The sequence below is a fragment of the Streptomyces sp. DSM 118878 genome (assembly GCF_052936595.1).
Genome location: NZ_CP193622.1, coordinates 21,410 through 45,851 on the forward strand (window position 1 = coordinate 21,410; position 24,442 = coordinate 45,851).

Sequence of the window (24,442 nt, forward strand, 5' to 3'; positions counted from 1 at the left end):
TTCTGAGTCAGTGACTCCAGTAGTCGCGGCGGGGCAGTTCGGCCCACACATCGGGCGGTCCGGTCACGGCGCGCCTGTCGGCCAGGCGCAGGCCTGCGAAGGCGCAGGTGTAGGCGATGGCGTTGTGGTGGTAGAGGTAGGAGGCCAGCACTTCTGCGGGGGTGTCGTTCTCGTCCGGTCCTCCGCCGGGGTGCAGGTCTGAGCCTTCGATCGTTGCATGGCGGGCGATGCTGCCCTGGTTGCCGCTCTTGGGGTTGGCGTAGAGGCCGTAGCAGAGGGTGCCGGCGGACAGCCGGGTCAGCACGCCCGGCATCTGCGGTGCGTATCCCCAGGGCTGGGTGACCACGCAGCCGCCCGGCACGGAGGTCACGCCGACGATGTGCAGGCTCTCGTCCATGTCGTACGCGTAGTAATCCTCCAGCAGCGCGTCGATGAGTTCGCCGTCCACCGGTGTGGCCTCAAGACGGCGCACCGCCTCGGCCGCGTCGATGCCCGCCACGCAGGCCAGGCCCGTGCCGTCGTAGTAGAACTCGCCCAAGGCCGTGGTGAGGCGATGGGCCTCCTGCGCTGCCGCATGCTCGGTGTCGCTCAGGGCTACCCCTTCCGGTACCGGGAACAGCTCGGGCGTCGGTCCGGCCAGGCTCAGCCGCCCCGGCGACCAGCCGCCGAGCGACGGCCGCCAGGGATCGGCCCCGGCGGCGGCGAGCGCCCGTGCGTTGGCCGGCTTCCTGGACAGGACTGCTTCCCACAGTGCCGTGACCCCGTTCTCCAGCGCGTCCACGTCCGCAACCCGGCGGGCAAGTTCCGTCACAGCCTGCGGGGAGCCGAACACCGCTGCCCGGTGCAGGGGCCTGCTCCCGTTCCAGCTCTCCGGATCAGCTCCTTGGTCCAGGCGTCGGCGGATGTCGTCGGCATCCGTCCAGTCCCAGCCCATGCCCGTCCAGCCGTCACTCGTTGCCGCCACCGCTCCCCCTCGAACACGTCGCATGCGCTCGCACCACTTCGACCCGCCCCGAGAACACGGGCACTACAGGCCGCTGGCTCCATCCAAGTCCTTTGACCGGACGCTATCACCCCGAACACCGCTCGTACGCTCTATGTACGCGATCCATACGCCGCTAGTACGCGATAGGTGCGTTTCGGGGTAGAGTCAGGGACGGAGGTGTCCCATGTCCGAGTTGTTCGACGCGGTCGACGCGCTGGTCGCGTCCCGCTCCCCGCTGCCGCCGCCGGCTGAGCGCAGGCGGCTGCGCCAGGCTCACGCGCTCACCCTGGACGAGGTGGCCGCCGCCCTGGGCGTGCGGCGGGCGACCGTCGGCGGCTGGGAGTCAGGCAAGGCCGAGCCCCGGCCGCCGGAGCGGGAGGCGTACGCGCGCCTGCTGAAGCAGCTCGCCACGCTCTACCCCGCCCCCGAAAACACCGGCGCCCCGCAGGAGGACACGGGCACCGCGGCGCCGCAGACATTCACCACCGCAGCGACCGCAGCGCAGGCTGGGCCCACGGGCGGGGCAGCGGAAGCTACTGCCACGGCGGAGGCCGAGGAGCCCCCGGTTGCTCCCCCAGCGCCCGTTCGGCACGCGGCAGCGACACAGCGGCCGGTGCCGCGTGCCGAGCGGGCTCCGCAGAGCTCGCGGCACCCCACTGCGAGAAAGGCTGCCCCGGCGAACACTCCCGCGCCCGGCGGCGTGTACGCGCACGGTCCGCTGCTCGTCCTCGACGCCGACACCGAGCGGCAGGTGACCGGCTACGGCGTCGGCGGTCTGATCCTGGACGTGCCCGCCAAGTCGCTGCCTGCGCTGGTGGAGTGGACGCTCACCGAGGCACGGCTGGGGTCTCAGAAGCTGCACGGCTCGGGAAAGGACGGCGACCCGCTGCTGGTGCTCACCGAGGCGGCGTGCGAGCGCTACGGCCTGCCCGCCGCCTTGTCCGAGGCCGAGCGGCTTGCCGGGCGGCTGCCGGAAGGACACAGGGTCATCAAGCAGCTGGAGCGCGCCGACTGGCAGCTCACCAAGCGCGGGCTGGGGCCGTGGGCGCGGATCTACCGTCCCGCCCACGGCAGCCGCCGCCAGTGCGTACAGGTGTGCATCCCCTCCTGGCGCGCCCTGGACGACCGCTCCTGGGGACATGCCGCCCAGTTGCCGCCGCCTGAGCTCGCCCGAGTGCTGGGCGTGTATGCGGCCCGGGTGATGACGCCGGTCGGCTCCACGGCCGTAACCGGGCTGCAGCTGATGACCGCGCTCAACCCGCCGACCCGCGCCAGCGAACCGGACGAGAACGGCAAACGGCATGCCGAGCACCGGCCCGGATCGCTGGGCACAGAGCCGGTGGACCCCGCGCCGTGCGAGGCGACCGACGGACACCCCGTCCTGACCGGCCTGCCACGCTTCCACGTACGCGGCCCCGACGAGCGGCTGTTCGAGGAGGCCTACGACTGGGCACGGGATCTCACCGACACCGAATGCATGCAGCGCTACCTGGTCGGCATCGACGTCAACCTCTCCTTCGGGGCCGCCGCCAACGGCGCCGTCGTCGGCCTGGCATCGCCGCCCGAGCACGTCACCGGTCCGGCCTTCGACCCAGCGGTGCCCGGTTCCTGGCTAGTCGACCTCTCCCACGTCGACCTGTCCCGGGTGAAGGTCGCCAAGCAGTGGCGCGAGATCGACGGTGGCCTGCTGCCCAGCCCGTTCACGCCGAGCGGCCAGCGCCCGACCGGTCCGGCCTGGTATGCCACGCCCACCGTGGCCTACGCCGTCGAGCTCGGCTACGACGTCACCCCCGTCGAGGCCTGGGTGCGCCGGAAGTGCGGCCGGTTCCTGGACGGCTGGTACAAGCGGCTGCGCGATGCCTACGTCGCCACCATGGCGGACCTCGGCGTCGCGGAGAAGCTGTCCCCGCACCAGTTCCTTCAGGCGATGGACGGCTACAAGAGCCGTGATCCGGAGCTGGGGATCGTGGTGGACGCGGTCAAGATGACCGTCAAGGGCGGCATCGGCAAGCTGCAGGAGAAGGCGCGCGGGGGCGGCTGGAAGCCGGGGCAGGCCTGGCCCGCCCTGGCCCGCCCGACCTGGCGGCCGGACATCCGCGCGACCGTCATCTCCCGGGCCCGGGTGAACATGCACCGCAAGATGCTCGCCCTGGCGGCGGCCACCGGCCGGTACCCGGCCGCGGTCCTGTCCGACTGCGCGGTGTACGCGGCCGACGGGCCCAGCCCGCTGGACGTTCTGCCCTACGGGGCCGACGGCAAGACCGTGCCGGGCAGCTTCCGGCTCGGCGTCTCGCCCGGGATGGTCAAGCACGAGGGCACCCAGAGCGTGCTGTGGGGGGCTGACGTGCTCGAGCAGCTCGGCGCCGACGGCCATGTCGCCAACCTCGCCCGCTACATCAAGACCGGCGAGGTCACCGCCAAGGACACCGGAGAATAGGGAGCGTTACAGGCGATGGTCACGGTCGGGGAAGAACTCGACAAGGCGGTGCAGGGCGTGTTCACGCGTCCTGTTCCCAAGTCCGCCGGGGCGCAGATGCGTTACCTCCTCAAGAAGCACGGCGGCCGTACGATGCCGGTGGCCGAGCTGCTCGGCATCAGCCAGCGCACGGTGGAGCGGTATGTGAACAACCAGATCAAAAGGCCCCGGCCACAGCTCGCCGACCGCCTCGAGCGTGAGGTCCGCGTGCGCTGGCAGCCGCAGGTCAGGGCGAAGGCGAAACAGGCCGCGGCCACCACGAGCGGCATCATGATCGATGTGCAGGCGAGGTTCGGCTACACCGCCGCCGTCGGCAGCACCGACCAGGCCCGCGTGCGTCACCTCACCCTGGCCCTGCCGCCCCGGCACGCCGCCCGCCTCCTGCAAGCCCAGGAAGCAGGCGTCGGCGAGGACGACCTGCGCGAACTCGCGGCCGAGGCGTTGGGGGAGGTGTACTTCCGCGACGGCGGACGGCGTGCCCACGGCCTCGAAGTGGAACTCAAGGACATTGTCGACCTCCAGTTCGAGCTGTAGGCGGTCAGTGCGCTGGAGCCGGAAGCAGGAAATGGACTGACTGAGCGCTTGCGTTGGCGGCTGAGCGGCCTGCTTGGCGGAATGAGCACTGCGCAGAACGAAGGCTGTCCGGTGGAGATCCCGGGCCCACGGCGCACCATGCTGACCTATGATCCGGCCTCGACGGATTCCGGCGTGGGAAGGCATCACATGGCGCTCCATCCCTTGCAGTCGCCCATCGATGAGATGACTGCTTACCTTCGTGATGCTCAGCTGATCCACAAAGTCACCAAGGAACGTCTAGACCGACTAACCGCCGAACGGCAGGCACAGGGCAAGGGCGGCAACGGCCAGCCCGGTGTGGAGCACTCGGCGCTAAACCGTGGCGTGGTGGTCGCGGCTGTCGGGGCCCTCGAGGCCTTCACCGAAGACTTGGCGATCACAGCTCAGAGTGACTATCCGCAGGCGAAGCCTCCTCTGAACAACTGGTACAACATCGCGGGCACGAAAGGCATGGTGCAGACACCCAGCCCTAACAACCTGCGGAAACTCTTTTGGACTTTCTTCCGCTACGACCCCTATGACGATTGGGACTGGGTCGTCCAGGTCTCGCCCAGCGAGACTGGTGGAACCGGAACATGGCGGACCGGCACCACTCGGCTTGGCCAGGCGCAGGCGTCGCAATTCTTGGAAACCATGGTCAAGGTACGCCACGGGTTCGCCCATCAGGACCGGGACCAGAAGCTCGTCCACTGCCCCGGCATCGCCAGCCAGACAGCGTCAGGAAAGATCGTCATCCACTCTCACCATGCGACTAATGCCCTGAGTGTGCTCCTGCAGTACGCCGTACTTACGACGATTGGCCTGGCCAAGAGCCGCGGCATCACCGATCAGTTCAGGTGGATCAAACCGATGTCTGATGCCGGGTGGGAAGAGCTTCTGGCCGGGACCCCCGCAGGGGCCCTGGTGACACAGAACTGGAAGGGCGCACCCGTTCTGCCGTGATGTGATCGGTGGCCCCGATGGCATCGACCAAAATCGCAGCGTGGTTCGCGCTCAACTCGCCAGATGAAGCGCTGCGTCACATGAACATGAAAGGGCGTCGGGGAGAGCTGTGACAGCAGGAGCGTTACGGACCGTGCCGCTGGCCGGGGAGCTGACCTCGTCGCTGATCAGCCGGGCCGCGGACCGCTATGGCCTGCCGGCTGCGGGTGTGCTGCGGCTGTGGACGTGCCGCAACTCCCCCGCCCGCAACGACGGCGGCGGTGTGCGGGCCGATGCGGAGATCGTGCTCAACGAAGCCGGGCGGGCTGTGCTCGCCGAACTGTGCGGCATCGAGCCGGCGGTGCTGGCGCGCGCGCTGCCCGCGTTCACCGTGGATGATCCCAAGACCGGCACCGGCCGGGAGGCCGCCCTGGCGCAGGCCCGCTGGCGGGCGGCGGGCGCGGTGGCGGGCGAAGCGGCGTTCGCCTGCCGCTCGTGCACCGCGCGGCGTACCGGGCAGGCTCAGCGGGCGGTGCGGTATCTGCCGCGCTGGCAGCGGGTGTGTGTCCGGCACGGGCGGTGGCTGCTGGACGCGGACGCCGACCAGCCGCTGGAACACCTCGACCTGCGCGGTGTCCCGGAGGTGGCTGCGGCGCAGCGGCGGTGGGCGGGGGTGGCGCGCCGTGCGGTGCGGGCCGCGGCGGAGCCCGGTCAGGTGTTCGCCCTGGCGCACGCGGTCGTGGCCCGGTGGTGGGAGGAAGCCCTGCACTGGGAGCAGGAGGAGATCTGGCCGCAGCGCCTGCACCGGGTGGCGGGCGGCAACGCGGGAACGGATCTTCAGCGGTGGCGGCTCGTGGGACGGGACCCGGTCACCTTCCCGGAGGTCGTGGCCGTGGCCGACGCACTGCTGGACCCGGCCATGGCCGAGCTGGCCTGGACGGACAGCGGTGCCCGGCGGCCGCGGCCGCTGCCCGCCGACGGCGCGTTTTGCCGCCGACTCGGCGAGCGGGTGGGACGCGCCTGGCTGGGGCCGCTGTCCGCGGTGGACTATGGCGGACCGCTGATCGCCTGGATGGGCGCTGTCATCCGCCAGCGCCGCGGCGAAGGCGGACCGCCCGGGTACGACAACAACCCGTGGTGGGTCCGGCAGGAGCACCAGCCCGCGACCATAGCCGCCCAGCTGCGGGTGCTGGGCAAGGAGCGCACATCGCCCGGCTCGGGCACCACCTGGCGCACGGCGGTGCCGGCCGAGCAGCGTGCGCTGATCACCGGTCTGGTCAACGGCGCGCAGGAGCAGCTGACCCATCTGCGCGGCGCCCAGCAGGGCAAGGCCGTTGATGCCGCGCGGCAGTTGCTGGGCAGCCTCGGCCATGCCGCCACGCTGATCGACCAGGCCGTGCGAGAGACCGCGGCGGGGGCGCTGCAGGCCGGGGTGGCACTGGAGGATCTGGCGCAGTGGGCCCGGCTGCCTGCCGATGTCCTGGCTAAGTCGCTCGCGAACGACCGCAACGGGCGTCCTGGGGATAAGGGGTGAGCGCGGGCCGCCGCGGTCGCGGGGCGTGCCGACAGGAGGTAGTACATCGCCGGGCACGATGTGATCAGAATTCGTAAAGGCTGCCCGTCACCAGGCGGGAAGGGCTTGGATGATGCATGTGAGTGGCAAGGGCGCAGCGGCCGCAGCAGGCGGCCGGTCACGGCAGACACGGGCAGATGCCGGATCCGGGTGGGAGGCGGTCTTCGTCGATCCTCTCGGGCAGGTGGTGCAGCAGCGGTGGGCAGATGCGGCCCTCGCGGTGGCGTTCGAGGAACTGGAGCCGGTGTCGGCGTTCCCGGTGGTGCCGGGACAGCGGTGGGGGCCGGGCCGGTGGTGGTCGGCCACGACCGGTCGGCATGTGGCCTGCGGATCGGCCGCGATGCGGGCGCAGTTGATGGTGCTGGACCGCGACCCTGAGGTGGTCGGCCTGGCTGGGCGGCCGGTCCGGCTACTTTGGCGGGATGGGCGCGGCAAGGTGTATTCGTGGGTGCCGCAGCTCTTCGCCCGCTACAGCAACGGCACGGCCCTGCTGGCCGACTGTCCCAGCCGCCCAGAGGCCGGCGGTGAACGGGCCCGGCGGGCTGTGCCGGTCCTCGAGGCGGCGTGCGCGCAGGCCGGCTTTAGCTACCGGCGTCTTGAACCGCTTCAGAAGGTGGAGGCAGCGAACCTGAAGTGGCTGGCCGGCTACCGTCACCCCCGTAACCAGGGCCGTCCCGGCCTCGCGGCCGCCGTGCGCGAGGCGTTTGCGCGGCCCCGGCCGCTGATCGAGGGCACCGAAGCGGTCGGCGACCCTCTCGAAGTCCTCCCCGCTGTCTTCCACGCCCTGTGGCACGGACACCTCACTGCGCCTGTGAATGTCCCGCTCGACGCACATGTTCTCGTCAGCCCCGGGACCGGCGGTGCGGACGGCCGCCGTGACAGCACCGGTGGCCCGGACAGCGAGGGCGGGCAGTGAGCGCGCGGCGTGGCGGTCGGCCGGTGCTGCAGGTCGGAGCGCATGTCCGCTTCCGAGAGAGCACCTGGCAGGTCATCGCTCTGGCAGGGCAGCAGATCCACCTGACCGGTGAGACGGGAGCAGACGAGACGGTCACGGCCGGGCATCTGTTCGCCGATGCGTCCTTCGCCCTCGTGGGTGCCGAGATGCCCCAGGCCGTGACCCAGTGGGGGCTGTTCGAGACCGCCCCCGAGAGCGCGCGCCGAAAAGCGCTGGCCTGGCAGCGGCACATCCGCGAGGTGGAGTCCGGCCTGCCCGGCGAGCCCGGCACCGGCCGGGTGCCGCGGGCGGAGTACGACCCCGGCCGGTTCACGCTCGCGCAGCGCGAGGAAGCCAAGGCCGCGGAGCTGACCGCGATCGGGTTCGGACAGGTCTCGCGCACCACCGTGCAGCGCATGCGCCTGGCCTATCGCAAACAGGGTCTGTGGGGCCTGGTCGACCACCGCACCACCCGCCGCGCCAGCCCCACCGGGCGCACCGACGAACGCGTCGTCACCGCGATCGGGGAGGCCCTGCGCCGCCAGCGCGGCCGTTCCAAGGGCACCATCAAGGGCCTGAAGCCCCTGGTCACACAGATCCTGGACGACCGGTACGGGCGCGGCACGGTGCCCGTACCGTCCCAGGCCACCTTCTACCGGCTCGTCCACCAGCTCGCCGGCCCTGCCGAACACCCCCACCGCCCCGCCCGCACGCTGCCCTCCCCCACCGGCGGGCGTGCTTTCACTCCGACCGTGGCGCTGCGCCCGGGCGAGCAGGTCCAGGTCGACACCACCCGCCTGGACGTCCTGGCCGTCTTCGACGACGGCACCACCGGCCGCCCCGAACTCACGATCGCCGTCGACGTCGCCACCCGCGCCATCCTCGCCGCCGTCCTGCGCCCGGCCGGCACCAAGGCCGTGGACGCGGCCCTGCTGCTGGCGGAGATAGCCGTCCCCCACCCTGCCCGCCCCACCTGGCCCGAGACCCTGCGCCTGTCCCACGCCCAACTCCCCCAGTTCCAGCGGCTGTTGACCCTGGACCAACGGCTCGAGGGCGCGGCAGCCCGGCCGGTGGTGGTACCCGAGACGATCGTCGTGGACCGGGGCAAGGTCTACCTGTCCGCGGCGTTCACCGCCGCCTGCGAAACCCTCGGCATCAGCGTCCAGCCCACTCCGCCCCATGCCCCCACCGCCAAAGGCATCGTGGAGCGCACCTTCGGCACCATCAACGCGCTGCTGTGCCAGCACCTGCCCGGCTACACCGGCTCGGATGTCACCCGCCGCGGGCCAGACGCCGAAACCGAGGCCTGCTTCAGCGTCGCCCAACTGCAGGACCTGCTCGACGAATGGCTCGTCCACTACCACCACCGCCCCCACGAGGGCCTGCGCCACCCCACCCTGCCCAGGAAGGCGCTCACCCCAAACCAGATGTGGGCCGCCCTCATCGCGGTGGCCGGCCACGTAACCCTCCCCTTGAGCGGCAGCGACTACCTCGAACTGCTGCCGATGCGCTGGCAGGCCATCACCGAACGCGGCATCCGCATCGACCACCGCACCTACGACGCGGACGTCCTGGCCCCCTACCGCGGCCAGCCCTCCCCCGTCACCTCCCGCGGCGGCAAATGGGAGATCCATACCAACCCCCACGACGCCCGCCAGGTCTGGATCCGCCTGCCCGACGGACACCTGACAGAAATCCCATGGATCCACCGCGACCACATCCACCAGCCGTTCAACAGCGTCACCTGGCAGCACATCAAGACCATCACCGCCCGCCACGGCGACCGCGACACCCACGAAGCCGACCTCGCCGACGCCCTCGACCAGCTCATGCGCCGCGCCCACACCGGCACCGCTACCCCCGGCGAGCAGCGCCTGATCACCCGTGCCGCACCGCTGAAAACACCCCCCATGGCGGCCGACACCTGCCCTCCCCACGATCCGGACCCACAGGCCGGCGGCTGGGACGACGACAGCCTCGACGCCCTCGACAACCTGCCCGACGGCGCAGAGCAGGCCGACGGCGAGGACGAATACGACCTCGGCGACAACACCAGCGCCCCTGTCCCGTACACCGGACTCGGCCTCTACGACCCCGCTCAGGAAGCCCTCAACTGGTGACCAGCCCCGCACACGACCAGCACGCCACCACCGACACCACGGCATCACTGCCCGGCCCGCACGCAGCAGAGCCGCAGTGGCCCATCACCACATGGCAGGGCTGGCACACCTTCGCCACCGCCCCGCCCCTCACCCCGCCCCGGCCCGGTGACGCGCCCCGCAGCACGGAAGAGCGTCTCGCCTACCACTCCGCGTTCGTCACCGTCCGCACCCCTGCCATCGACACCCTCGCCACCCAGGTCCGCACCCTGATGCTGCTCGGCCGCCACCAGCAGACCACCGCCCGGCCCTCACTGATCGTCACCGGGCCCGCAGCGGCGGGGAAGACGACCGCCCTCCTCGAGGTCGGGCGCACCTGCCACCTTGCCCACACCCGCAAGAACCCCGCCCCGCCCGGACGTGCCCATGAACAGGTGCCGGTCGCATACCTGCTGGTGCCGCCCGGCGCCACCGCCAAGACCCTCGCCACCGAATTCGCCCGCTACCTCGGCATCCCCGTCACCACCCGCATGACCCAGGCCCAGATCACCAGCGCCGTCTGCCACACCTACACCTCCGCTGGCGTCCGTCTGGTCCTCATCGACGAGATCCACCGCCTCAACCCGCGCACCACCACTGGCGCCGAAGCCGCCGACCTCCTCAAAGACCTCACCGAACGCATCAAAGCGACCTTCGTCTACACCGGCATCGACGTCGCCGCCACCCCCCTGTTCAGCGGCATACGAGGCGCCCAACTCGCCGGCCGTGCCAGCCTCATCACCTGCGGCCCCCTCGCCGCCCGCCATGGCACCCGCCGCCCCTTCACTGACCTGGTCACCGACATGGAAGCCGCCCTCGACCTGACCCAGCACACACCCGGCACGCTCCCCCGCCACGCTTCCTACCTCCACCAGCGCACCGCCGGCCGCATCGGAAGCCTCGCCCGCCTCATCCGCCAAGCAGCCATCACCGCCATCTGCGATGGCACCGAACGCATCACCAAGAAAACCCTGGAAGCCATCCAGCTCGACCACCTCGCCGAAGAGCACAGCCGCCCCCGCACCCGTCAGACGGCCAGAACGGCATGATGCGGAATGAGGACAACCATCGAGACGCCGGGCGGCGACGAGTTCGCTGCCCTCTGCCGGCAGGCATGGGACACCCTGATCCCCGCCCGCGTCGGCTACCTCGCCGACATCTCACCCCACTACGACGAGGTCTTCCATGACGTCGCGCAGCGAACGGAGCGCGCCACAAGCCTCGGCAAGACGGACATCGCAGCCCTCGTCGTCTGGAAACGGCTCTCCGCACAAACCCGCTGGGTGACAGACCTCATGTCGCTGCCCGACACCCGCGTGCGAACCGTCACCGAGCGAGCCGTCACGGCCGTCCGCGACACCACCCTCACCCGCAGCGAAGCCGCGCGCACCGGACGCGGCATCATCGCCGAACTGCCCGGCTTCCGCACCGGCGACGCCCTCGCCTCAGCCGTCCTGACCGCAGCAGCACCCCAGCGGATGGCCGTCTACGACCGCCGCGTCCAACACGCCCTCGACACCCTCAGCCTCCCCCTCACCCCCACACCGGGACGCTACGGCCGCTACCTCCAGCTCCTCGACGGCCTCCTCCACCACGGCGGAGCACGCGCCGACGGCTGGAGTGCACGCGACATCGACACCGCCCTGTACTGGACCGGGCGGCAACCCGCTCCAGCAGGGACCGGCGTAGGGCCCCACCCACACAGTCCCTGAACCGCGCAACAAGCCGCTGACCAGCACAAACCCGCGTCATCCCATTAGACGCCGGACGCCATCACCAACACCACACCGCCGTTATCAACGAACCCCGAACAACCACAGGCCAGATGCCCCATCATCGCTTCCTTCAGCGTCCCGTAAGCATCGGAAGCGTTATCAGAGAATTCACGACTTCCCAGCTCCAGCCACCCGCACCACACCAACTACGAACTCCGGAATCACATTCCCCGACGAGAACTTCGATCTGAAGCACGACCGCCCGTACCTGCTGACGATGGCGAACACCGGCCCTAACACGAACAACTCACAGTTCGTCATCACCCTCGCGGCCAACCCATCGTTCGACGGTAAGCACGTCGTCTTCGGCGAGGTCGCAGAGGGGCACGATGTCGTCCACAAGATCGAGGCCATGGGAGATGCGTCAGGCGTTCCCAGGGCCAAGCTCAGCATTGCCGCATCCGGTGTCATCGAAAACTGAACCCCCGTCAACAGTGGCCGCGGCTCCTGACCGCGTCGACCGCCGCCAGGTCGTCCGCCTCGACGGCGGCCCGCAACCGAGCCCGGTCCGGTAACAGCTCGGGGCGCTGGTCCGTGAGCATCGCGTAGACCAGGGCGAGCAGCCACTTCGCCTCCCACGCGTGGAACCGCGCCCACCGGGATGAGGTCGACTCCTTCGCGCGCGACCGCCCGGGAATTATGCGGCGCGCCGCACCTCCCACTGCGAGCCGTTCACGTCGGCCGGCCTCCATGCCCAGCGCGCGGTGCCCGGGTGGCCCGAGCCGTCGCAGCCCTTGGGGCACGGCGTGCTGGTGGTGGGGACGACGACTGGCGGCGGACCCCGCATCGGCCGCCGGTCGTCGGTACGGACCACGGGAGGCACCACAGGGCGGTGCTGACGTCGCGTGAGGCCCGTTCCCCGAACGCTTACACAAGGCTCCCATTCCGGACGGGTAGTCCTTGACCTGCCATTACGGGGTTCAGGAACAGGCACTCAGAGGTCGTTTTCCTCATGAATGTGGTGTTGTGAGTTGGTTTGGTCTGCCGCTCGATGTGTTGTTAGTGAGGCTGGATGGGCTGCTTCTTCTGGTGGGGTGGGTGGTGTGGCGGATGAGGTGCAGGGCCGCTTGAGCCCGTCTCATTCCAGGACGCCCCGGTCTGTTCCGTGCTTCGCTTCTCCAGGACGCACGCCTGGGCGCACGCCCCCGGGCGGCGGTATCACCTGGTCATGAGGGAACGCCGTGCGTATCCGAGTGATCTGTCCGATGCCCGCTGGGAGCTGATCGAGCCGGTGCTGTCGGCCTGGCGCCTCGAGCGCCGCGCCCGGGCCCTGGACTTCGGCCGGCCGCCCCGGCATGACCTGCGCGAGATCATGAACGCGATCCTGTATGTGGACCGCACCGGCTGCCAGTGGGCCTATCTCCCCCACGACTTCCCGCCCTGGCAGTCGGTCTACGGCTACTTCGCCAAGTGGCAGAAGGACGGCATCTTCGCCCAGCTCAACGGGCTACTGCGGGAGCTGGTACGCCAGCAGGAAGGGCGCGACAAACACCCCTCGGCCTGCGTGATCGACACGCAGAGCGTGAAGACCTCCACCAGCGTCCCCGCCACCAGCCAGGGCATCGACGCGGGCAAGAAGATCGTGGGCCGCAAACGCAGCATCATCACCGACACACTCGGCCTGCTACTGGCCGTGCTGGTCACCGCTGCCAGCGTCCAGGACTCCACCGCCGGCCGCACCCTCCTCGAGCAAACCGCCGCCGACCACCCCGGCCTGCGCAAGGTGTGGGTCGATGGCGGCTACCGCAAGCACTTCATCGAGCACGCCGCCACCCTCGGCATCGACCTCGAAATCGTCCAACGCGCCCCGGGCAGCAAAGGCTTCACGCCGATCCCCAAACGCTGGACGGTCGAGCGAACCTACGGCTGGCTGATGCTCCACCGCCGCCTGGCCCGCGACTACGAGACCCACCCGCATCGCTCCGAAGCCATGATCCACCTCGCCATGACCGACCTCATGGCCCGCCGCCTCACCGGCGAGAACACCATCTCCTGGCGCAACCCGACACCAGCACATCAAAGCCGCAACCAGGGATAAAACAACAGGATGAAACGACCTCTTAGACGGGGCGGACACCGGTCGCCGAGAGGACCGTAGGCCCATAGCAGTCGCAGGCCAGCACGGTTGCCGCAGCTCCCCTCATTGCTGGGACCTCGACCAGGACGGTCAGGCTGCTCACTTCCCTGACGCGCCGCCATTCGCTCGCCCCCGCCGAGCAGCAGATCAGGGTCGGTCTCCTTGTCGAACTGCACGGTGTCCTGGTGAAGCCGCCCTGAGCGAAACGGCTCTCGTTCTCGCGCCCCTCGGGCAGGGAGAAGCTCAGATACTCTGCGAAGTTCTGGCACACTGCGCGATCTTGCTTGGCGGTTGGTGTCAGGGAGGGAGTGTCGTTGGGCCCGCGGTGCAGTTTCGGCAGGACTTCGGGGGCAGCCGCACGACGGTCTTGCCATCCTTCTTTGCTGTCCTCGACCGGGTGGGGCTGGTGGATGGCAGCTTTTCAGCGGCTCGGTCAGAGCCCACGTGGCCGCGGTCGCGGCCCAGCGGCTCCCGGCGCGCGTCTGCACGAAGCAGAGCACGTGGGAGGAACGGTCCTTCTCGTCGCCCTTCCACTTGCTCAGTACCGCGAAGAACCGGGGGTATCCGCCTTTCGGTGCACGCGGTATCCGGCGAGGGTCTCTTTGAGGAGCACCTCGGTCTGCGCCCGGCGGGCGAGGGCGTCATCCATGTCGCGGTCGGCGCGCGCCATCATCCGGTCGTAGTCGGAAAACACCTGCCGCGCGTGAACCTTGCCCGCCACCGGCCGGGGTGCGTCGGGGGACTTCTTGTCGTCGGCGGCCGGTGAGCCACCGGCGGTGCATCCGGTCGACTCACGCTGGTTCCGCAACAACATCGGCTCGAAGCGGGTCGACAGCTACACCTGGGCCGGCGCCGCCAATCTGCGCCAGCACCTCAAGAACCACCGGGGTGGCCGCGAGATCTCCCGATACGACGTCCGTCCGGGTGACGTGATCTTCGCGTACTGCAAGAAGGACCGGCAGTGGAACCATGCTGGTGTCGTCACCGGCGGCAGCCGCGGAAACGTCTCCATCACCCAGCACGGCAGCAAGAACCACACCACGCTCAACCAGTGGCTCAAGCCGAAGAAGATCACGGCGGTGAGCATCATCAGGCCCGGGAGACGCAGTTGACACACGGAGGCACAGGCGAGCGCGGGCTCCTGGCCGCCGCGGTGACAGCGGCTCTGCTGCTGCTCGCGGCGTGCACGACCGACCACACGCCGCCGCACGTCAAGGACGGCAGAGCCGACCTCGACCTGTCCGTGACCGGGCAGCCGTCCTCAGAATCCCTGGCCCTCGTGGAGAAGGCACTCGTCCGCATCCAGCGGCACGACGCGGAGGGACTGGCGAAGTTGTCGTTCGACGGCAAGGACGCCGAGGAGAGCGCGGAGAAGTGGGTGGCGAGATGGGGGGAGGCGGCACGGAAGCCGATGGTCGCCGACTTCGCCGTCGACCCGAAGACGTACGTGCGCGTGGAGATCCGTTTCCGCGGCGTCAAGGGTTGTCTGCCCCTCACACTCGAAGCGGGCACGGACGAGGACTGGACCTACGGCATCGTGACCGCCGATAGGTCCGACAAGGAGTAGCCGGACGGTCAAGCAGGTCGTAAGGACCCGGGAATGGTGAACTCCGGGGTCCTTCACGGTTCCGCGGCGCCGGCCGGTGGTGTCCGGGCCCGGTCGGCGGGGCCGGACCCGGTGACGCCGGGAAGGTCGGTCGGTGGAGAGTGCCCAGGCATCGAGCACCGCCGCGGCCATTCCAGGTGCGGCCAGCTCTCCCTCACTCAGCCGGCCACCACTGTCTCGTCGCACTCCAGGTCTTGTGGAACCGGCGCCCGATCAGGGTCTTGATCAAGCAACCGGCCCCGGATCGGCCGACAGGGTCCTCGACGAGTGGCCGCGCACCGGTCGTTCACCCCGCGTCCGGCCGGGGCCGCAGGCCGAGCAGGACGTGCTGGATGAGATCGGCGCTGTGCCTGACCGCGTCGTCGCCGAAGCCCAGGAAGTGCCGGTAGTGGATCGGCGCGTAGAAGAGGTCGACCATCACGTCGGTGGGCACATCGGAGCGGAGCTGCCCGGCGGCGACGGCGGAATCCAGGCGGGCCCGGCACTTCACGATGCTGGGCTCGAGGATCGTTTCGCGGAACGCCTTCATCAGCGCGGGGTCGTTCTGGGCCTCGCCCAAGACGCCCTTGAAGGCCTCGCTGATGCTGCCGGTGATCAGCCGCTGGCTCACCGCGGTGATCTGGGTCGTGAGGTCGGCGGCGATGTCACCGGTGTCGGGGTAGTCGAAGTCGTCGCCGAGTTCCTCGTTCATCGCCTCCAGTACCACCGCGCCCTTGGAACGCCACCAACGGTAGATGGTGGGCTTGCCCACGCCGGCCTGGGCGGCGATGGCCTCGATGGTCACCTTGGCGAAGCCCTTGCGGCGCACCAGGTCAAACGCCGCGTCGAGGATCGCCCGGCGGGCGCGCTCGCTGCGCCGTTCACTGTTCGGGTCGGGGGTCATGGCGCTCACCCTACCGCTCGCGTGACGTTACGTTTCGTTTTGACAGGGCGCTGGCGGTAGTCTAGCTTCCGGTGACGTTACGGAACGTTTCGTAACGCAGTCGTGCGGAGGCCGGTGCCGGTCCCCCCGCCGAGACAGGGAGAGCTATGTCCAGCAACAAGAGCGCGGCCACCGTGGGGCGCATCGAGAAGATCGCGACCACGCCGGACTGGTACGCGCCGTACCGGATATCGCAGGCCGTCCGGGCCGGGGGCTTCGTGTACGTGTCAGGGCAGGCGGGCTTCGAGGAGGACGGGACGACCGTCGAGGGCGGGTTCCTGGCGCAGGGGCGGCAGGCGTTCAGGAACGTCGGACGGGTGCTGGAGGCGGCCGGCCTGGACTTCGCAGACGTGATCAAGGTCGGCATCTTCGTACGGGACATGGCGACGAACCTCCCGCACGTGATCACGCTGCGCGGCGAGTTCCTGGCCGAGCCCTACCCCGCCGACACTCTCGTCGAGGTCGTCTCGCTGGCCCAGCCCGACTGGCAGATCGAGGTCGAGGTCATCGCGCTGGACCGGAGCGCCGCATGAGCGCCGGAGTCGTGACGGGACGGGCGCGGGACGCGGCAATGCCGGAAGAGGGTGCGGGAATGCGGGAGTTGCCGGAGCCATACCGAGCGGGACGGCTGGAGCTGCGAACCGGGTGGCGATGGCACCGATGACGCGGGGCCGGGCCGACGACGTGACGGGGGGTGCCGAGCCCGCACGCGGCGACGTACTACCGCCGGCGCGCCGGAGCCGGGCTGCTGACCACGGAGGGCGTGTACGTCAACGCGCTCGCCAAGGGCGGCCCCGGCGTCCCGGGTCTGGTGACCGACGCGCAGGCGCGCGGCCGGCGAGAGGTGACGGACGCGGTGCACACCGAGGGCGGCACGGTCTTTGGGCCGGCGCGGGTGCGGGCCCAGGCGTCCCTTCGCATTAGATCTTGCAGGGATGGGGCTGTTGGCCTGCGGGGTGACAGGTTGGAGCGGGTTTCGTGACAGGTCTGGCAGGTCGTCTCGGTCGCCGGTCCAGGGTTTCCGGGGACGCGCCTCATCGATCATGGCGAGGTCGGTGGGGCCTGAGCTGGGCTGCGTCAAGAGCACCGCGTCCAGCCGGGTCCACGGGACGGAGATCCGTCCTCCGGCCCGGGTGTCGCGTACTTCGACATGAGACGGGAACCCGACAGCCGTCAGGTGTTGTCGTGCACCCCCAGGTCGGCCCTCATTGCAGTGCGTACGAGTGTCATGAAGTCCAAGTACTCGTTCATGGCTTCCGTGCCCTGGACTTGGATGTTCGTGCCCTCGACGATGACGTCTCGCAAAGCTCGCGCGCGCCGATCCAAGTCCCGCGCCGGGGACAGCACCGACTGAGGGGCCAGCACCTCAAGCTCGGAACGCGGAGCAAAGCAACTGGTGTAGGCCATGCGGGCCTGATTCGCGCGCTCTTCGTCCGACAGGCCGGAGGTCGCAGCGAGGATGCGTAGCTGCGCGCGCATCTGGGCGTGGGCCGCGAGGTAGCGCGCGTACAGATCCTGCTTGGTCGCGCGGCGATCGATACGGTCCTGCCTGCGCTCGCGGCGGCGCTCGACAAGGAGGGCGGCGCTGAGCGCAATGGCTGCTCCGACCACGGTCCCAACGAGGGGAAGCCACGACATGTCAAGACGATAAGGCGCGTAGTGACGGCGCGGAATGGCTGCGGTCAGTGTCGGGCAGGTGTCTCATCGATCATCTGCCGAAGGGGTTCACTTGTCCTGATGAACCGTCTGGTCAGGCGGTCGCGGGCGTCGAGGTAGGACCAGCTCGTACCGTTCATCCGGTGCGCTGCCTCCAGCAGCCCGCCCGGCCGGACAACCCGGCCGCGCACACGATCCCGCAGGCTCACGTGTACTGCGGGCCGGGATGCCGGCGGAAGTGACCGGGCTGCTGCTCAGGGCGGTCCTGGTGCGCTCTCCCGGGCTTCGGTGACACCCGTGCCGAGTACGGGCAGCAGATTCCGTCGCCCTGGGGCCGGGAGGTCGTCGGGCCCCTCGTCGACGGCCTCCTCGGCGTCGGTCACCACGAGGCTCAGCACACGGCCGTCTTCCTCGAAGAGGAAGCCGCGCTCGGTCAGCCATCCCAGCCTCGCGGCCATGTCGGCGTCGGCGGACAGGGACGTACGGCGGCCGGGCGAGGAGAGCTGGTGCAGCAGCCGGACGGTCGGTTCCTCGACGGGATGGTCCAAGGGAACTCCGGTGCGCGAGTCACGGATCGACCAGCCCGTCTCGGCCGTGCCGAGCAGGCGCAGCTCACGCCGCGTGGTGCCCCGGCCGTGCCGTGCCTCTCGCCAGCTTTCCACCAGAACGCGCAAACGGTCGTACCAGGCGACCGACTGCCTCATGTACGGCGCGAAGTTGTGGTCGGCGAAGAAGTAGGCGAGCTGGGCGAGGGCCGCTGTGCCGAACGGGTACGTCAGCGTGTAGTAATCCATCGGACGGAGATCGAGACCGTAGTCGTCGCGCATCGTGTAGTAGGGGCTGAAGCGGTCGAAGCGGACCGTGTAGACCGCACTGGGCGGCGGAAGGTGGGTCAGCAGGGGAAGGACCTGCTCGTAGAACCGGTAGACCGACTCGTCCTCGCCAGGGAAGCCGATCAGGAGGTTCCATTCCGGTGTCATGCCGAACTCCACGCAGTTCTTGAGGAACTGCAGGTTCTGGAAGGCGGTGGTGCCCTTGCGCATCAGCTTCAGCGTCGAGGTGGCCAGCGCCTCGATGCCTGGCTGGACGGCGGTCACCGCTCCGGCTGCCATCCGTGCCATGTCCTCGCGGCTCAGCGGCAGTTTCACCTCGTAGAAGATCGACAGACCCGGTGGTGGCTCGAGCCGCGCGAAGACCTCCTTCGGGTAGGTGCGCGGCATTACGTTGTCGGTGCAGAACAGTTTCGGGTACTCCGACGCATAACCGAAGAGCCACTCGAACTGGTCGATCGCCGCCTGTGGTTCCAGCACCCGGTAACCCATGCTCTGACCGTTGAGGCCGCAGAACGTGCAATGTGAGCGTTCGCCCCACCAGCAGCCCCTGGACGTCTCGAAGAAGAGCATGGGATCGCTGGAGCCGGTGCGACGCACCTCCGGATGGTCGTCCAGTTCCCGGAAGAAGCTCGTGTAGTCGGGCCGCACCTGGTCGTTGATGTTCTGGTCCCGCCCGATCGCGGCGACGGACTTCGGGTCGTGGCAGGTACGCCGGGACACCACTCCCTGGATCGTGTCGGCTTCCTCCGGCCGTCCCTCCAGCACGTACCGCATGAACTCGGCGAAGGAGTGCAGGGCCGGGCCGGAGAACAAGAAGTCCACGGCCGGCACGTGTTCGGCGATGACGGCGCCCATCGGCGCTTCACAGTTGGCACCGCCGATGACCACGATCGCGCCCGGATTGCGCTCCTTGACCAGAGCGGCCGCGGCGAGGCACGGCACGTGCTGGGCGAACATGGAGCTGAACCCCACGACGTCGGCCTCGAAGGTTCCCTTGCGTTCCAGCAGGTCCGTCAGGAAGTCGCGCAGTCCCGAGCGAAGGACGAGGATCTGTTCCCGGAAGGCCGTCCAGCGCTGTCCCCGGTAGAACCGCTGGAAGTACTCCGTGGCGTTGTCCGGAGCGTCCGGGAAGGCGATCTGACGGAACAGCCAGTCGCCCAGGCCCGTGTTCACGTGGTCGGCGGAGACCGAGATCGACTCGTAGAGCGGCGTGCCGAAGTACTGGGCGACATCCTGGTTGACGTACTGGACGTCGGCCGAGACCGCGTCGCCGAAACGCCGGCGCAGCAGCGTGGTGAGCTGGCTCAGCGCGAACGACGGACGATTCCAGTCGGCGAACGGCATGTTGACGAAAGTCACGCGCAAGGAACTCACCTCGGGAACCGAATCGTGGCGGTGGTGGGGGGTGCTCATCCGTCGATGCCTGCGGACTGGTCCGCCCGGTGGCGAGCCAGCCCACCGGCGTCCGGGGCGAACCGAAGGGGAAGGCTGCTGATGCCGGTGAGGAAGTTCGAGTGGATCCGGACCGCCGGACCGGTCGGTTCGAATCCGGTGGCGAAGTCGCGCAGTGCGGACAGCAGCTCGGACACCTCCACCTTCGCCAGATGAGCGCCGAGGCAGTAGTGCGGTCCGTGGCCGAAGGCCAGGTGTCTGTTGGGGGTGCGGGCCAGGTCGAACCTGCCCGGGTCGTTGAACACCCGCTCGTCCCGGTTGGCCGAGCAGTGCCAGAGCGTGACGACGTCGCCCGCACGGATGGTACGTCCGTGCAGCGCGACATCGTACAGCGCGCGGCGGCCGAAGTGCATGGTCGGGCTGGCCCAGCGCAGCACCTCGTCGACGGCCGCGTCCATGGCGACCCGGTGGTCCTTCAGCCGCGCCCACTGCTCCCCGGAACGGGCGAGGGTATGGACCGCGTCGACCATCGACAGCCGGCTGGTCTCGTCCCCTCCGAGGATCAGGCTGTAGCAGTTGAGGACGATGTCGTCGTCGGACAGCGGTTCGCCGTCGACACGGCTGGTGGCCAGCACGCTGACCACGTCCTCACCCGGGCTGCGGCGCCGCTGTTCGCACAGTTGCCCGAAGTACAGCAGGATCTCGTTGCGGGCCAGTACGGCGTCCAGCGCGGTGCCCGTCCCGTCGTCCGAACTCAGCGCCGCCTTGGTCTGCCGCAGCAGGAAGCCACGGTCCTCCTCCGGCACGCCGAGCAGGTCGCTGATGGTCGCCATCGGGATGTGGCTGGCGATTTCGGCGGCGAAGTCGCACGCGCCCCGTTCCACGGCATCGGCCACCAGGCGCCGGGTGTTGGCCCTGACCCGCGCGGCGATCCGGCTCACGGCCCGGGGGGAGAACGCCTTCAGCAGCACCTTGCGCAACGCCTGGTGCCGCAGCCCGTCGGTGACGGCCAGCATCTTGCCGCCCGCCGAGTCGCTCCCGGCGAGCAGGGTCACCAGTACGTTGCCGTATGCGGAGGCGAACCGGTCGTTGTCGCGGTACACGTCGACGATGTCCGCGTGCCGGCTGAGCACCCAGAAGCCCGGCCGGTCCTCACGCGGCGGCTGCCAGTGCACGGGCTCTGTGGCGCGCAGCCGCCGCCAGAACGCACGCAGATCCTGGCCGGCGAACGTCCGAGGGTCGGCCAGGTCCGGAGGATCCTCGTAGACGTCGGTGTCGCTCATGTCCGCTTCCCGCGCCCTCACCCGGCGTGCGCCTCGGTGATCGTCCGCCACCAGGCGGTGAGCGTGGGCCGGGCGGCCAGGCCGTCGTAGGTGACGGGGATGCCGCAGCGGCGCAGCCGGTTGACGATGGACATGATCTCCAGCGAGTTCATGCCCAGGGTCACCAGACTGGTGTCCTCGTCCAGTTCCCCGGGCGGCACATCGAGCCACGCGGCGATCAGTTCGCGCAAGGAGTCCCTGGTGAGGGGCTCGTTCGGGACGGTCATCGGATGCCCTCCTCCTTCGTGGTGGCCCGGACCAGGCAGTGGGCCACGGACCGCAGCTTGTCGGTGGTCTCGTCGTACTCCCGGCCGGGATCGGAGTCCGTGACGATCCCGGCGCCCGCGCGCAGCCACGTCGGCCCGTCGCGGTGCTGGAACACCGATCGCAGGACCACCGCGCTGTCCAGGGCTCCCAAGGCGTCGACCATGCAGACGGCTCCCGCGTAGAGCTCTCTCGGGTCCGTCTCGGACGCCGCGATCACCGGCAGGGCCTGCTCCTTGGAGATTCCGGAGGCGGTGACCGCCGGGAACAGCGCCTCGAGAGCGTCCCAGGCGTCGTGGCCTGGAGCCAGTCGGCCGGTGACGCTGGAGCCCAGGTGCTGCACCGTTCCCCGCTGCTTCACGGTGAGCAGGTCCCGCACCGTCACGCCGGCCGGATCGCAGACCCTGCGCAGCTCGGCGGCGGACTGCCGGACCGAGATGACGTGCTCATAGCACTCCTTGACGTCCCACTCCAGCTCTTGCCGCAGCCGCAGATCCTTTGCCGCGTCGCCACGCAGGGGCCGGGTGCCCGCCAGTGGCTCGGTGACGACCTCGCCCGCGGCCGTGACAGCGGCCAGGATCTCCGGGCTGAACCCGGCGCACCGGCGGTCGCCGAGCCGTAACAGGTACGACCTGGCCGGCGTGTTCTGCCGCAGCCCCAGCGCATAGCTGCGCGGCAGGGCCACCGGGAACGGCACCTCCAGGCGCCGGGAGATGATGGCCTTGGCCAGGTCCTGCCGCCGGATCGCGGCGACGGCATCGGCGACGCGCTGCTCGTAGAGGTGGCGGTGTCCCGGGGGATGGAGGTCGACCGGGGTGGCGGCCGGCACGTCGAGCGGCGCGACGGAGTGCAGGATCTCGACGACTCCGTCGATCAGCGCCCCGTCGTGGCCGGTGACCTGCACACCCGAGGCCGACCAGCAGATCTCGACCTCCGGCACCATGAAGTGCGCGAGCGGCCTGCCCACGGCGACCGGGCCCTCGGCGGGGCGGGCCAGTTCGAAGGCGAGGTAGCCGAAGGCGCGCTCGCCCGGTCCCACCATCCGTCCGACCGCGTCACCGAGCCGCCGCAGTAGCCGTTCTTCCGCGGAACGGGCCGCGCCGCGGCCGGGAGGGTGGTGGCGCAGCATCAGCCGGTCGTCGACCACGACACTGGCCCTGGCGTTGCCTGCGAACCAGCGGACGCCCTGCCCTTGATAGCTGACGTAGTCGTCGAAGAGTCCGCACTCCGCGAGCGCCACCGTGGCCGCCACGTCGTCGGCCGGTCCGGGCAGTACCACCTTCCTCGCCGTGTCACCCGCCGCCGGCTGGTGGGCGCGCTCGACCAGTCCGTCCAGGGCGCTCATGGCCGGCCTCCCGCGGACAGTTGTGCGGCGAGCCTCTTCTTGTCGACCTTGCCCAACGCGGTCACCGGCAGGCCGGGCAGGATCTCCAGCCGGTCCGGCAGCTTGTAGTCGGCCACCCCGCGTCGCTGCAGCGCGCCGCGCAACCGGGCCAGGTCGAGTGGTTCCTCCCCGGCGACGACGCAGGCACAGGTGCTCTCGCCCAGCAGCGGATGCGGGATGCCGACCACGGCGACCTGGCGCACCCCGGGGTGGTCGAGCAGGTAGCCCTCGATCTCGACGGGGCTGACCTTGTCCCCGCCGCGGATGATGACCTCCTTGCGTCTGCCTTCGACGACGACCGAGCCGTCGGACAGCACCCGTACCAGGTCACCGGTGCGGTAGAAGCCGTCCGAGGTGAAGGCGAGGGTGTTGTGGTCACCTCCGCGGTAGTAGCCACGGAGGGTGTACGGGCCGCGGGTCAGCAGTTCGCCCGGTTCGCCGGGTGGCACCTCCCGGCCCTCGGCGTCGACCACCAGCAGTTCGTCGGCATCCGACAGCGGGCGGCCCTGGGTGCCCAACACCGTCCTGCGCGGGCTGTCGAGGCGGGTGAGGCACAGCAGGCCTTCCGCCATGCCGTAGACCTGTTGCAGGGTGCAGCCCAGCTCTCTGGCGGCGCGCGCGGCGAGGTCCTGGTGCAGTGGGGCACCGCCGACCTGGAGCACCTCGAGACCGGACGGAGCGTTCGTCGTGCAGGCGACCTCGTCGAGCCACTGGTGGACCAGACTGGGCACCAGGGACGTGAAGGTGACCCCTTCCTCCCCGACGAGCGCGAAGAGGTCGTCCGTGGCCGACGGCACCGCCAGCACCGCGGTACCGCCCGCCGCGAGCGCGCCCATGACCCCGGGACATCCCCACGTGAAGTTGAACTCGACGGGCAGCACGGCGAGATAGACGCTGTGCGGGGTCAGTCCGCACAGCTCGGCGCTCGCGCGGACCTGGTAGCCGTAGTCGTCGTGGGTGCGCGGGATCAGCTTGGGCAGTCCCGTCGTTCCGCCGGAGAGCAGGAAGAACGCCACGTCACCGGGGTCGGGTTCGGTGAACCGCCGCGCCGCGGCCACCACGTCGGTGATCGCGGTGTGTCCGCCGGAGTCACCGACGACGAAGACGTCGCGCAGCGAAGGGAACCGTTGACGCATCGCGTCGGCGAGGGGCCGGTAGTCGTGGCCGAGGTAGATGTCCGGGATCACGTACGCGACCGGTCCGGTCAGGCCGCACAGGTGCTCCACCTCCACCGCGCGGTAGGACGGCAGGCAGAACACCGGGCACGCCCCGATCCGCCACAGCGCGAAGCAGACCACCACGAACTCCGCGACGTTGGGCAGCTGCACCACCACCCGGTCACCCGTGGCGATGCCCCGCTCCGCGAACCCGGCCGCGCGCCGGTCCACCAGCTCGTCCAGCCGGGCGTACGTCCACCGCGACCCCTGTGCCACCAGCGCGGTCCGGTCCGGGTGGCGCTGTGCGCCGCGCCGCAGCAGGACCCCGAGTGCCTCTCCACGCCATAGACCGTCCTCGCGGTAGCCTGCCGCCACCGCCTCGGGCCAGTCGGTGCAGCCCGCCAGCATCAGCCGCCCCCTTCCACCGCGGAACGTGCCGCGGAACACCGGT

Annotated in this window: 23 protein-coding genes; 14 read left to right on the plus strand and 9 right to left on the minus strand. The window is 69.9% G+C overall.

Going from position 1 to position 24,442, the window contains the following annotated elements; translation table 11 throughout:
- Positions 1–7: 7 nt before the first annotated feature.
- The gene (locus ACRAKF_RS00100; protein ID WP_447034595.1) at positions 8–964 is read right to left on the minus strand and encodes an ankyrin repeat domain-containing protein; all 957 of its coding nucleotides are present in this window, start codon (positions 962–964) and stop codon (positions 8–10) included.
- A 205-nt stretch (positions 965–1,169) separates the two neighbouring features.
- Here ACRAKF_RS00100 and tap point away from each other — a divergent pair, with 205 nt between their 5' ends.
- The 10 genes from tap to ACRAKF_RS00150 all read left to right on the plus strand — a co-directional run bounded on the left by tap (position 1,170) and on the right by ACRAKF_RS00150 (position 13,416).
- Complete coding sequence (gene tap / locus ACRAKF_RS00105) at positions 1,170–3,422, plus strand: telomere-associated protein Tap (RefSeq protein ID WP_447034596.1); 2,253 nt, start codon at positions 1,170–1,172, stop codon at positions 3,420–3,422.
- Between the two features lie 15 nt (positions 3,423–3,437).
- A complete protein-coding gene (gene tpg / locus ACRAKF_RS00110; RefSeq protein ID WP_447034597.1) occupies positions 3,438–3,995 on the plus strand; it encodes a telomere-protecting terminal protein Tpg in 558 nt (185 codons plus the stop codon).
- 81 nt (positions 3,996–4,076) lie between these two features.
- Complete coding sequence (locus ACRAKF_RS00115; RefSeq protein WP_447034598.1) at positions 4,077–4,979, plus strand: hypothetical protein; 903 nt, start codon at positions 4,077–4,079, stop codon at positions 4,977–4,979.
- Positions 4,980–5,088: 109 nt separating this feature from the next.
- Positions 5,089–6,492: a DNA-binding protein gene (locus ACRAKF_RS00120; RefSeq protein WP_447034599.1), complete on the plus strand. Its 1,404-nt coding sequence runs from the start codon at positions 5,089–5,091 to the stop codon at positions 6,490–6,492.
- A gap of 112 nt (positions 6,493–6,604) precedes the next feature.
- Complete coding sequence (locus ACRAKF_RS00125) at positions 6,605–7,447, plus strand: TnsA-like heteromeric transposase endonuclease subunit (protein ID WP_447041722.1); 843 nt, start codon at positions 6,605–6,607, stop codon at positions 7,445–7,447.
- Between the two features lie 23 nt (positions 7,448–7,470).
- Positions 7,471–9,585, plus strand: coding sequence for a Mu transposase C-terminal domain-containing protein (locus ACRAKF_RS00130; RefSeq protein WP_447034600.1), 2,115 nt, complete (start codon positions 7,471–7,473; stop codon positions 9,583–9,585).
- A gap of 83 nt (positions 9,586–9,668) precedes the next feature.
- Positions 9,669–10,652, plus strand: a complete 984-nt coding sequence (locus ACRAKF_RS00135; RefSeq protein WP_447041723.1) for a TniB family NTP-binding protein — start codon at positions 9,669–9,671, stop codon at positions 10,650–10,652.
- Between the two features lie 6 nt (positions 10,653–10,658).
- Entirely contained in the window at positions 10,659–11,315 is a 657-nt protein-coding gene (locus tag ACRAKF_RS00140) for a hypothetical protein (RefSeq protein WP_447034601.1), read from the plus strand.
- A gap of 169 nt (positions 11,316–11,484) precedes the next feature.
- Positions 11,485–11,799: a peptidylprolyl isomerase gene (locus ACRAKF_RS00145; RefSeq protein WP_447041724.1), complete on the plus strand. Its 315-nt coding sequence runs from the start codon at positions 11,485–11,487 to the stop codon at positions 11,797–11,799.
- Positions 11,800–12,546: 747 nt separating this feature from the next.
- Positions 12,547–13,416 (plus strand): IS5 family transposase, encoded by an 870-nt coding sequence (locus ACRAKF_RS00150; protein ID WP_447034602.1) that lies wholly within the window; start codon positions 12,547–12,549, stop codon positions 13,414–13,416.
- 577 nt (positions 13,417–13,993) lie between these two features.
- Here the strand turns inward: ACRAKF_RS00150 and ACRAKF_RS00155 are convergent.
- Positions 13,994–14,176, minus strand: coding sequence for a hypothetical protein (locus ACRAKF_RS00155; protein WP_447034603.1), 183 nt, complete (start codon positions 14,174–14,176; stop codon positions 13,994–13,996).
- A 55-nt stretch (positions 14,177–14,231) separates the two neighbouring features.
- On the opposite strand from ACRAKF_RS00155, the gene ACRAKF_RS00160 reads away from it, so the two are divergent.
- The gene (locus ACRAKF_RS00160) at positions 14,232–14,567 is read left to right on the plus strand and encodes an amidase domain-containing protein (protein WP_447034604.1); all 336 of its coding nucleotides are present in this window, start codon (positions 14,232–14,234) and stop codon (positions 14,565–14,567) included.
- Positions 14,564–15,022, plus strand: a complete 459-nt coding sequence (locus ACRAKF_RS00165) for a hypothetical protein (protein ID WP_447034605.1) — start codon at positions 14,564–14,566, stop codon at positions 15,020–15,022. The genes ACRAKF_RS00160 and ACRAKF_RS00165 overlap by 4 nt, the downstream gene beginning before the upstream one ends.
- 325 nt (positions 15,023–15,347) lie before the next feature.
- On the opposite strand, the gene ACRAKF_RS00170 is transcribed toward ACRAKF_RS00165, so the two are convergent.
- Positions 15,348–15,944: a TetR/AcrR family transcriptional regulator gene (locus ACRAKF_RS00170; RefSeq protein WP_447034606.1), complete on the minus strand. Its 597-nt coding sequence runs from the start codon at positions 15,942–15,944 to the stop codon at positions 15,348–15,350.
- Between the two features lie 146 nt (positions 15,945–16,090).
- On the opposite strand from ACRAKF_RS00170, the gene ACRAKF_RS00175 reads away from it, so the two are divergent.
- On the plus strand, positions 16,091–16,516 hold the full coding sequence (locus ACRAKF_RS00175; protein WP_447034607.1) for a RidA family protein: 426 nt from the start codon (positions 16,091–16,093) through the stop codon (positions 16,514–16,516).
- 230 nt (positions 16,517–16,746) lie between these two features.
- Positions 16,747–16,965 carry a hypothetical protein gene (locus ACRAKF_RS00180; protein ID WP_447041726.1) on the plus strand — a complete coding sequence of 73 codons (219 nt, stop codon included), beginning with the start codon at positions 16,747–16,749 and terminating at the stop codon, positions 16,963–16,965.
- Between the two features lie 191 nt (positions 16,966–17,156).
- Here ACRAKF_RS00180 and ACRAKF_RS00185 read toward each other — a convergent pair whose 3' ends face one another.
- The 6 genes from ACRAKF_RS00185 to ACRAKF_RS00210 all read right to left on the minus strand — a co-directional run bounded on the left by ACRAKF_RS00185 (position 17,157) and on the right by ACRAKF_RS00210 (position 24,399).
- Positions 17,157–17,621 (minus strand): hypothetical protein, encoded by a 465-nt coding sequence (locus tag ACRAKF_RS00185; RefSeq protein WP_447034608.1) that lies wholly within the window; start codon positions 17,619–17,621, stop codon positions 17,157–17,159.
- Between the two features lie 272 nt (positions 17,622–17,893).
- Entirely contained in the window at positions 17,894–19,831 is a 1,938-nt protein-coding gene (locus tag ACRAKF_RS00190) for a RiPP maturation radical SAM C-methyltransferase (protein ID WP_447041728.1), read from the minus strand.
- A gap of 50 nt (positions 19,832–19,881) precedes the next feature.
- Positions 19,882–21,147 (minus strand): cytochrome P450, encoded by a 1,266-nt coding sequence (locus ACRAKF_RS00195; protein WP_447034609.1) that lies wholly within the window; start codon positions 21,145–21,147, stop codon positions 19,882–19,884.
- Between the two features lie 17 nt (positions 21,148–21,164).
- On the minus strand, positions 21,165–21,413 hold the full coding sequence (locus ACRAKF_RS00200; RefSeq protein WP_447034610.1) for a phosphopantetheine-binding protein: 249 nt from the start codon (positions 21,411–21,413) through the stop codon (positions 21,165–21,167).
- A complete protein-coding gene (locus tag ACRAKF_RS00205) occupies positions 21,410–22,795 on the minus strand; it encodes a salicylate synthase (protein ID WP_447034611.1) in 1,386 nt (461 codons plus the stop codon). The genes ACRAKF_RS00200 and ACRAKF_RS00205 overlap by 4 nt, the downstream gene beginning before the upstream one ends.
- A complete protein-coding gene (locus ACRAKF_RS00210; RefSeq protein ID WP_447034612.1) occupies positions 22,792–24,399 on the minus strand; it encodes a (2,3-dihydroxybenzoyl)adenylate synthase in 1,608 nt (535 codons plus the stop codon). The genes ACRAKF_RS00205 and ACRAKF_RS00210 overlap by 4 nt, the downstream gene beginning before the upstream one ends.
- Positions 24,400–24,442 lie beyond the last annotated feature (43 nt).

Excerpts from the sequence above, each read along its gene's own strand:
- tap (WP_447034596.1), top strand. The coding sequence starts at position 1,170 with ATGTCCGAGTTGTTCGACGCGGTCGACGCGCTGGTCGCGTCCCGCTCC.
- ACRAKF_RS00175 (WP_447034607.1), top strand. The coding sequence starts at position 16,091 with ATGTCCAGCAACAAGAGCGCGGCCACCGTGGGGCGCATCGAGAAGATC.
- ACRAKF_RS00115 (WP_447034598.1), top strand. The coding sequence starts at position 4,077 with ATGAGCACTGCGCAGAACGAAGGCTGTCCGGTGGAGATCCCGGGCCCA.
- ACRAKF_RS00205 (WP_447034611.1), bottom strand. The coding sequence starts at position 22,795 with ATGAGCGCCCTGGACGGACTGGTCGAGCGCGCCCACCAGCCGGCGGCG.
- ACRAKF_RS00150 (WP_447034602.1), top strand. The coding sequence starts at position 12,547 with ATGAGGGAACGCCGTGCGTATCCGAGTGATCTGTCCGATGCCCGCTGG.
- ACRAKF_RS00195 (WP_447034609.1), bottom strand. The coding sequence starts at position 21,147 with ATGAGCGACACCGACGTCTACGAGGATCCTCCGGACCTGGCCGACCCT.
- tpg (WP_447034597.1), top strand. The coding sequence starts at position 3,438 with ATGGTCACGGTCGGGGAAGAACTCGACAAGGCGGTGCAGGGCGTGTTC.
- ACRAKF_RS00185 (WP_447034608.1), bottom strand. The coding sequence starts at position 17,621 with ATGTCGTGGCTTCCCCTCGTTGGGACCGTGGTCGGAGCAGCCATTGCG.
- ACRAKF_RS00140 (WP_447034601.1), top strand. The coding sequence starts at position 10,659 with ATGAGGACAACCATCGAGACGCCGGGCGGCGACGAGTTCGCTGCCCTC.
- ACRAKF_RS00170 (WP_447034606.1), bottom strand. The coding sequence starts at position 15,944 with ATGACCCCCGACCCGAACAGTGAACGGCGCAGCGAGCGCGCCCGCCGG.
- ACRAKF_RS00125 (WP_447041722.1), top strand. The coding sequence starts at position 6,605 with ATGCATGTGAGTGGCAAGGGCGCAGCGGCCGCAGCAGGCGGCCGGTCA.
- ACRAKF_RS00210 (WP_447034612.1), bottom strand. The coding sequence starts at position 24,399 with ATGCTGGCGGGCTGCACCGACTGGCCCGAGGCGGTGGCGGCAGGCTAC.
- ACRAKF_RS00200 (WP_447034610.1), bottom strand. The coding sequence starts at position 21,413 with ATGACCGTCCCGAACGAGCCCCTCACCAGGGACTCCTTGCGCGAACTG.